This window comes from Xylophilus sp., assembly GCA_009914555.1.
Lineage (GTDB): Bacteria > Pseudomonadota > Gammaproteobacteria > Burkholderiales > Burkholderiaceae_C > WNDY01.
The window spans coordinates 1-7,793 of the sequence record WNDY01000103.1 but is presented as its reverse complement, the minus strand read 5'-3'; the positions used below and the strand labels follow the sequence as shown (position 1 = coordinate 7,793).

Sequence of the window (7,793 nt, the reverse complement as noted above, 5' to 3'; positions counted from 1 at the left end):
TTGTACAACCAGCAACTGCCGCAGTCAGCGCTGGGCAGCAAGACGCCCATGCAGGCCATGAAGAACTGGTATCAGACTCACCCGCATCTGTTCCATAAGCGGCTATATGATCGTCCGGGATGCGACAGTTAGCGAAGCCTGATTCTAGGTCCCTGGGATATGTGCTCTGGCCGGAACTTGGCGACGGTCTACAACGCCATCGACGCGATTTTAGGTCACTGGGATATGTGCTCTGGCCGGAACTGGCGTCACCTGCTTCCTGCGCTGCTGGGCATTCTAGGTCACTGGGATATGTGCTCTGGCCGGGACCGCAACCTGGGCCTCATCAAGCTGCCGCACATTCTAGGTCACTGGGATATGTGCTCTGGCCGCAACTCAAATTCACATAAATGACCGTCCTGCCCCGCAATCGCGTCGGCCGGGCAAGACTGTGCCGGCCGAAACCCCACCGCATACTGCCATGCCCCAGATCACCGTCAAAACCTTCGTGAAAGCTCCTGTGGAAGTCGTCTGGCGCGCCTGCACCATGCCGAAGCACGTCGAGCACCACGCGGTCTGACGCCATGCAGCCGCGCCTGACCGTCCTGCCGCGCGCCGTCGCCTTCTACCGCGGCGGCCTGGGCTGCGGCCAAGGCCATCATCCGCACCGAGATCGAGAATGGCGCCGTCGCGTTCTTCAAGCTCGACGGTGGCCTGCTGCTGGCGCTGTGGCCCCGCACCAGCCTGACGGCCGACGCCCGGCTGAGCGTGGGCGCCCTCGCCCAGCAGCCTGAGCCTGGGCGGCGACAATGTCGGCTCGAAAGCCGAGGTGGACGCCGCGCTGCACCAGGCCGCCACCGCGGGCGCGCACATCCTCAAACCGGACCAGGAGACGCTCTATGGCAGTTATGCAGGCTATTTCCAGGATTTGGACGGGCATAGGGGGAGTGGCCATCGCCTTGGCTGGCGCAGCGATGGCAGCCGCGCGCTCTACGCCCGCAGCTACGTGGACGAGTCGCAGTAGGCGGACCTCTTGAACATCGAGAACGCCGGCCGCACCCAGGCGCTGTGCCCGGCGGATCTGCAATCCCCGCTGCTGCGCGCCGCGGCCCGGTACCTGCGCTAGGCCGACGGCAAGCGCACGCTGGCCTGCTCAGTGGCCGCAGCCGCACGGGCTGCGAACCCGGCCCCGGCACTGTGTTTTACCAAGACGACCACCGCCCGCTGCGAGCACTCCCACCACCGAGCACCGCGCCGTCCGCCTTTACCGCAGGCTGCGCACACCGCCCGAGCGCGTGTTCCACGCCCGCGTCGATGGCGACGCCCTCGTCAGGCTGCTGCCGCCGCACGGCTTCACCGGCAGGGTGCGCCTGGCGTTCATCAACTTCGCGACCAGTGCCAGCCATGCCCTCGGCCGAGAATACCTGGAGCTGGTGCCTCCACACCGACGGTTCGAGGACACAACCCTGCCGGGCACGATGGTGACCACAGTGACTCTGCGCGCCGTCGCGGCCGGCACCGAGCTGCACGCGGTGCAGGAGAACATTCCGGCGCCCATCTCGCTGGACGCCTGTGTCACCTCGGCTTGGCAGGCCGCGCTCGTGCTGCAGGTCCAGCTGGTGGGAGAGCCGGAAATCCGTGCTTGACAACGCCGCTGGGGGCGCAAACCGCCGGCCGCTCTGCCGCATACGCAGTTTTCCTGCACGCGGCGAAAGGCCTGGGATACAGATGGCAGCGTTCCTGCGGCCCCGCGCGCCTAGCATCGCTGCATACCGCCGAACGCCAGGAGACACGCCATGACTTCCGCCCCCGCCGACACCGACCTGTTCGACAACCCGATGGGCCTGCAGGGCTTCGAGTTCGTCGAGTTCGCCTCGCCCACGCCGGGCGTGCTGGAGCCGCTGTTCGAACGCATCGGCTTCACCCGGGTGGCGCACCACCGCTCCAAGGACGTGGACCTGTACCGCCAGGGCGACATCAACTTCATCGTCAACCGCGAGCCCCACAGCCCGGCCGCCTATTTCGCGGCGGAACACGGCCCCTCGGCCTGCGGCCTGGCCTTCCGCGTGCGCGATTCGCACCGAGCCTACCGGCGTGCGCTGGAGCTGGGCGCGCAGCCGGTCGATGTGCCGACCGGCCCGATGGAGCTGCGCCTGCCGGCCATCAAGGGCATCGGCGGCGCGCCGCTCTACCTGATCGACCGCTTCGAGGAAGGCCGGTCGATCTACGACATCGACTTCGAGTTCCTGCCGGGCGTGGACCGCAGGCCGCGCGGCCACGGCTTCACCGTGGTGGACCACCTGACGCACAACGTCTACCGCGGCCGCATGGCCTACTGCGCCGGCTTCTACGAGAAGTTCTTCGGCTTCCGCGAAATCCGCTACTTCGACATCCAGGGCGAGTACACCGGCCTCACGTCCAAAGCTATGACCGCGCCCGACGGCCGGATCCGCATCCCGCTCAACGAGGAAGCGCGCCAGGGCGGCGGCCAGATCGAGGAATTCCTCATGCAGTTCAACGGCGAGGGCATCCAGCACATCGCCCTGCTGACCGACGACCTGCCGGGCGCGGTGGATGCGCTCGGCCTGGCCGGCGTGCCGCTGGCCACGGCGCCGAACGATGTGTACTACCGGCAGATCGAGAAACGCCTGCCGGGCCACGGCGAGGACGTGGCCGCGCTGCAGGCGCGCGGCATCCTGCTCGACGGCACGACGGCCGGCGGCACGCCGCGGCTGCTGCTGCAGATCTTCTCGACGCCGCTGCTGGGGCCGGTGTTCTTCGAATTCATCCAGCGCAAAGGCGACTACCGCGAGGGCTTCGGCGAGGGCAACTTCAAGGCGCTGTTCGAATCGCTGGAGCGCGACCAGATCGAGCGGGGCGTGCTCCAGACGGCCTGAAGGCGCAAGCCATGCATGACGCCACCCCCCACGTCAGGCACGGCCTGGCAGCCGGTGCGGACTTCCACCCCGACCGCCCCGACTGGACCATCGACCAGGGCTGGGAGAACTACACGGCCGAGGAGCATGCGACCTGGAAGACGCTCTTCGAACGCCAGACGGCGCTGCTGCAGGGCCGGGCCTGCGCGGCCTTCGTCGACGGCATGCGGCACCTGCCGATCGCGGCCGACGCCATTCCCGACTTCCGCCGCCTGAGCGAGGTGCTGCTGCCGCGCACTGGCTGGCAGATCGTCGCGGTGCCGGGGCTGGTGCCCGACGAGGTGTTCTTCGACCACCTGGCGAACCGGCGCTTTCCGGCCGGGCGGTTCATCCGCCGGCCGCAGGAGCTGGACTACCTGGAGGAGCCGGACGTCTTCCACGACGTGTTCGGCCACGTGCCGCTGCTGCTGAACCCTGCCATGGCTGACTTCATCCAGGCCTACGGCCAGGGCGGGCTGCGCTCCAGGGAGCTGGGCGCGCTCGACCAGCTGGCGCGCGTGTACTGGTACACGGTCGAGTTCGGCCTGGTGCGCGAGGCCGGCGGCCTGCGCATCTACGGCGCGGGCATCGCCAGTTCGTACACCGAGAGCGTGTTCGCGCTCGATTCGCCCTCGCCGCACCGGGTGGGCTTCGACCTGGCGCGGGTGATGCGCACGCGCTACTGCATCGACGACTTCCAGGAGAGCTATTTTGTCATCGACAGCCTGGACCAGCTGCTGGAACTGGCGAGCGTGGACTTCGCGCCGGTCTATGCCGCCGCGGCCGCGCAGCCCGAATGCGCGCCGGGCGAGCTGCTGCCGCAGGACCAGGTGCTGTCGCGCGGCACCGGCAGCCACCGGCACGGCAGTTAATACTCCCCGGTCTACCATTAGCTGGCCGGCAGCTGTCAACGGCTAGAGACGGATACCCCCACTCTTGCACACCTGCTCATAGAGCCTGCACCTTGGGCAGGTTGGCCTGGAGTCCGCGGATGCGGTCCGGGCCGCTCGGATGGGCCGAGACAAAGCAGACGTCGGTCTTTTCCGCCGCCGCGGATGGCTGGAGCCAGCCGGGCCTTCTGCGCGCGGGCCTGCTCCGGCAGCGCGTGGTATTGCTGGCCGGCGGCCGTCTCCAGCGGTCCGGCCGGCGCCGGCAGGAAGCCGCGACGCGCCGGCCAGGTGGATGCGCAAGGGTTACGGAGGCGGCGCATGGCGCGAATAATAGGCAATTTGCCCAGGCGCTCCATGTCAGACAGCACACCCAGCACGGCCATCGCCGCCGACCCGCCGGCCCCCGCCCGGCTCTCCTGGCGCGACGCGCTGCGCGTCTACCTGGAGCCGGCCAGCCTGCGCATGCTGGCGCTGGGCTTCTCGGCCGGGCTGCCGCTGCTGCTGGTGCTGGGCACGCTGTCGTTCTGGCTGCGCGAGGCCGGCATCGACCGCACCACCATCGGCTACCTGAGTTGGGTGGGCCTGGCCTATGGCTTCAAATGGGCCTGGGCGCCGCTGGTGGACCGGCTGCCGATCCCGCTGCTCACGCGCTGGCTGGGCCGGCGGCGCAGCTGGCTGCTGCTGGCGCAGTGCGCGGTGGTCGCGGGCCTCGCGGGCATGGCCCAGCACGATCCGCGCGCCTCGCTCGTGCCGCTGGTGTGGTGCGCGCTGGCCGTGGCCTTCGGCTCGGCCACGCAGGACATCGCGCTCGACGCCTACCGCATCGAATCGGCCGACGCGCGCCGCCAGGCTGCGCTCGCCGCCACCTACCAGACCGGCTACCGCCTCGCGATGATCTGGGCCGGCGCCGGCGTGCTGTGGGTCGCGGCGCGGGCCGAAGTGGCCGGCGTGGCCGGCTACCAGTACGGCGCCTGGTCCACGGCCTACGGCGTGATGGCCGCGTCGATGCTAGTGGGCATCGCCACCGTACTGCTGTCGCCGGAGCCGGCGCCGAGCCCGCCGGCGCCGGCCAAAGGTGTGGCCGACTGGCTGCGCGGTGCGGTGGTCGAGCCGTTCGCCGACTTCATCGGCCGCTACCGCTGGCAGGCCGCGCTGGTGCTCGGGCTGATCGCGGTCTACCGCATCAGCGACGTGGTTATGGGCATCATGGCCAACCCGTTCTACGTGGACATGGGCTTCACCAAGGACGAGGTCGCGGCCGTCACCAAGATCTACGGCGTGGTGATGACGCTGGCGGGCGCCTTCGTCGGCGGCGTGCTGTCGATGCGCCTGGGCGTGATGCGGGTGCTGATGCTCGGCGCCCTCGCCAGCCCGGCCAGCAACCTGCTGTTCGCCTGGCTCGGCGGGCGCGGGCACGACGTGCCGGCGCTGGTCTTCGTCGTCTCGGCCGACAACCTCGCAGGCGGCATCGCCTCGGCCGCGTTCATCGCCTACCTGTCGAGCCTGACCAATGTGAACTATTCGGCCACGCAGTACGCCCTCTTCAGCTCGCTGATGCTGCTGCTGCCGAAGTGGCTGGCGGGCTTCTCGGGCCGCTTCGTCGATGCGCACGGCTACGGCAGCTTCTTCACCGGCACGGCGCTGCTCGGCGTGCCGGTGCTGATCCTGGCCGCGCTCGCGGCACGGGTCCATCCCCGCGCCTCCGCCTGACACCCCGACGCCCCGGTTTACGCAACTTTACGTAGCCGACAACGCCACCTGCGGCGGCGGCGCGAGCATCACCCCTCAACCCTGCACTGGACCACCATGACCACGCCCCCCATCCTGATGATCGAAGACGACACCCGCCTGGCGCAGATGGTGGGCGAGTACCTGGCGCAGTCGGGCTTCGCCTTCACCCATGCGCCCGAGGCGCTGGCCGGGCTGGCCCAGATCCAGCCGCCCGCGGCCGGCGGCACGGCAGCCGATGCGCCCGATCTGGTGATCCTCGACCTGATGCTGCCCGACGTTGACGGCCTGGAGGTCTGCCGCCGCATCCGCGCGCTGCCCGGCCCGGCCACACGCACGCCGGTGCTGATGCTCACCGCCAAGGGCGACCCGATGGACCGCATCATCGGCCTGGAGATCGGCGCCGACGACTACCTGCCCAAGCCGTTCGAGCCGCGCGAGCTGCTCGCGCGCATCCGCGCCGCGCTGCGCCGCCACACCGAGGGCGCGGCCGCGCCGCAGCCGCAGGCGATGCGCTTCGGCTCGCTGGAGATCGACCGCGATGCGCGCGCGGTGAGCGTGGCCGGCAAGCCGGCCGAGCTGACCTCCTACCAGTTCAACCTGCTCGTGGCCATGGCCGAGCGCGCCGGCCGGGCGCTCACGCGCGACCAGATCAGCTGGAAGCCTTCGACCGATCGATCGACGTGCACATGGGCCGCATCCGCGCGGCCATCGAGGCCGATGCGAAGGCGCCCAAGCGCATCCTGACGGTGCGCGGCGTGGGCTACGTCTTTGCAAAACAGCAAGACTGACGGGATGGCGCTGCACAACCCGTTCTCGCGCCGGCTCTACCTGCGCATCTGGCTGGCCGTGGTCGGCGGCGTGGCGGTGCTCACGCTCGTGGTGGGCTGGGCCTGGCGCGTGGCGGCCGAGCAGAACGCCGCGCAGCAGCAGCCGGCGCAGCAGCAGCCGGTGGTGGTACGCAATGCGCAGGGCGAGATCCTGAGCTATGGCACGGTCACGCGCATCCCGGGCGAGGGGCTGGAGTTCTCGGTCAACCTGTCCGACGGCGAGACGCTGAGCCTGCTGCTGCCGCCGCGGCTGCTGCGCCCGCCGTTCGGCTTTCTCTGGATGCTGGGACTCGTGGGGCTGGCGGTGGCGGTCGGCGCCTTCCCGATCATCCGCCGGCTCACGCTGCGGCTGGAGGCGCTGCAGCGCGCCGTGCAGCGCTTCGGCGAGGGCGACCTCACGGTGCGCGTGCCGGTGCAGGGCCAGGACGAGGTGGCCGACCTGGCCGCGCGTTTCAACGCCGCGGCCGAGCGCATCGAACTGCTGGTGCAGTCGCACAAGTCGCTGCTGACCAATGCGTCGCACGAGCTGCGCTCGCCGTTGACGCGCATCCGCATGGGGCTGGAGCTGATGGGCGGCACCGCGTCGCCGGCCTTCCGCGCCGAGATCCTGCGCAACATCGGCGAGCTCGACCAGCTGGTCGACGAGATCCTGCTGTCGAGCCGGCTCGATGCGCGCGAGGCCGACGTGGGCACCTTCGAGCAGATCGACCTGACCGGCCTGGCGGCCGAGGAATGCGTGCGCGTCGACGCCGAACTCGACGCCGACGCCGGCGCGGTGACCGTGCCCGGCGTGCCCAAGCTGCTGCGCCACGCGCTGCGAAACCTGCTGGAGAACGCGCGGCGCCACAGCGGCGGCGCTGAAATCACGGTGGTCGTGCGGCAGGCGGGCGGCCGCGCCACAGTGCAGGTCTGCGACCGCGGCCCCGGCGTGCCCGAGGCGCTGCGCGAGCGCATCTTCGAGCCGTTCTACCGCCTGCCGGGCGCGAGCGAACGCGAAGGCGGCGTGGGCCTGGGCCTGGCCCTGGTGCGCTCCATCGTGCAGCGGCACAACGGCACAGTGCGCTGCACGGCGCGGCCGGACGGCCACAACGGCGCCTGCTTCGTGCTGGAGCTGCCGGCGTCGAGCGGCGGCTGAGGCCCGCCGGCCCGCCCGCCGTGGCGCCCCGCCGCGCCTGCCGGGGCGCATGCCCAAGCGCGGGCGGTCCGCGATACACCCCCGACACACTCCTGGAATCCCCCGCGCGCCATACCCTATTCAGGGCATTTCCCGGCCCATGGCCTTTCGTTATATTTTTTTACACACTGGTCATATTGTTTGTTTAGCTGTCGCATCCCGGACGATCATATAGCCGCTTATGGAACAGATGCGGGTGAGTCTGATACCAGTTCTTCATGGCCTGCATGGGCGTCTTGCTGCCCAGCGCTGACTGCGGCAGTTGCTGGTTGTACAA

6 protein-coding genes and 3 pseudogenes are annotated in these 7,793 nt (G+C 69.8%); 8 read left to right on the top strand and 1 reads right to left on the bottom strand.

Translation table 11 applies throughout. The features are described 5' to 3' along the window. The 8 genes and pseudogenes from GAK38_RS22980 to GAK38_RS22945 form a co-directional block, all read left to right on the top strand. Window positions 1-132, top strand: a pseudogene (locus tag GAK38_RS22980) (IS481 family transposase); the annotation flags it as partial. A gap of 676 nt (window positions 133-808) precedes the next feature. Further along, a complete protein-coding gene (locus GAK38_RS24050) occupies window positions 809-1,003 on the top strand; it encodes a hypothetical protein (protein ID WP_443089267.1) in 195 nt (64 codons plus the stop codon). A gap of 151 nt (window positions 1,004-1,154) precedes the next feature. Beyond that, a complete protein-coding gene (locus tag GAK38_RS22970) occupies window positions 1,155-1,625 on the top strand; it encodes an SRPBCC domain-containing protein (protein ID WP_443089268.1) in 471 nt (156 codons plus the stop codon). Window positions 1,626-1,775: 150 nt separating this feature from the next. Beyond that, window positions 1,776-2,876 carry a 4-hydroxyphenylpyruvate dioxygenase gene (gene hppD, locus GAK38_RS22965; RefSeq protein ID WP_325347216.1) on the top strand — a complete coding sequence of 367 codons (1,101 nt, stop codon included), beginning with the start codon at window positions 1,776-1,778 and terminating at the stop codon, window positions 2,874-2,876. Window positions 2,877-2,887: 11 nt separating this feature from the next. After that, window positions 2,888-3,766, top strand: a complete 879-nt coding sequence (phhA, locus tag GAK38_RS22960; RefSeq protein WP_325347215.1) for a phenylalanine 4-monooxygenase — start codon at window positions 2,888-2,890, stop codon at window positions 3,764-3,766. 372 nt (window positions 3,767-4,138) lie between these two features. Continuing rightward, window positions 4,139-5,494: an AmpG family muropeptide MFS transporter gene (locus GAK38_RS22955; RefSeq protein WP_325347214.1), complete on the top strand. Its 1,356-nt coding sequence runs from the start codon at window positions 4,139-4,141 to the stop codon at window positions 5,492-5,494. A gap of 96 nt (window positions 5,495-5,590) precedes the next feature. Further along, window positions 5,591-6,303: pseudogene (locus GAK38_RS22950) on the top strand (response regulator). Window positions 6,304-6,307: 4 nt separating this feature from the next. Further along, window positions 6,308-7,477, top strand: a complete 1,170-nt coding sequence (locus tag GAK38_RS22945; protein WP_325347213.1) for a HAMP domain-containing sensor histidine kinase — start codon at window positions 6,308-6,310, stop codon at window positions 7,475-7,477. Window positions 7,478-7,661: 184 nt separating this feature from the next. Here GAK38_RS22945 and GAK38_RS22940 read toward each other — a convergent pair. Beyond that, window positions 7,662-7,793, bottom strand: a pseudogene (locus GAK38_RS22940) (IS481 family transposase); the annotation flags it as partial.